Below are 402 nucleotides of genomic sequence, written 5' to 3' on the forward strand. Positions count from 1 at the left end.
TTCCTCACCTTCTCGTCTGGCCTGCGAAGGAAGACTTCGGCTTGATAAAGCTGGCAAGAGAGATAAACGACAGCATGCCGCTCTTCACGAAGGACCTGCTCTTTGAGGCTCTCAGGACGATAAACCTGCAGCCCGAAGAGGCAATTGTAGTTATCCTTGGTCTGGCCTACAAGGGAAACAGTGATGACACCAGGAATTCACCGGCCTTTGCCTTTATGGACGCCATAAATGAGGATGTTAAAGAGGTTAGAACTTACGATCCCTTCGTAAAAGGGACTCATGAGAGCATAGAAGATGCTGTTAAAGGCGCAGATGCAATAGTCATAGCAACCGACCATACGACCTTCAAATCCCTCAACTGGGAAGAGCTCGGAAAGCTGATGAGAAACAGAATCCTCATCA

At 48.3% G+C, this 402-nt stretch carries 1 protein-coding gene; it reads left to right on the forward strand.

Going from position 1 to position 402, the window contains the following annotated elements:
- Nucleotides 1–402: UDP binding domain-containing protein (locus E3E42_RS11795; protein WP_304940798.1), on the forward strand; the 402-nt coding region annotated here is incomplete at both ends.

The sequence above is a fragment of the Thermococcus sp. JdF3 genome (assembly GCF_012027495.1).
Classification (GTDB): Archaea; Methanobacteriota_B; Thermococci; order Thermococcales; family Thermococcaceae; genus Thermococcus.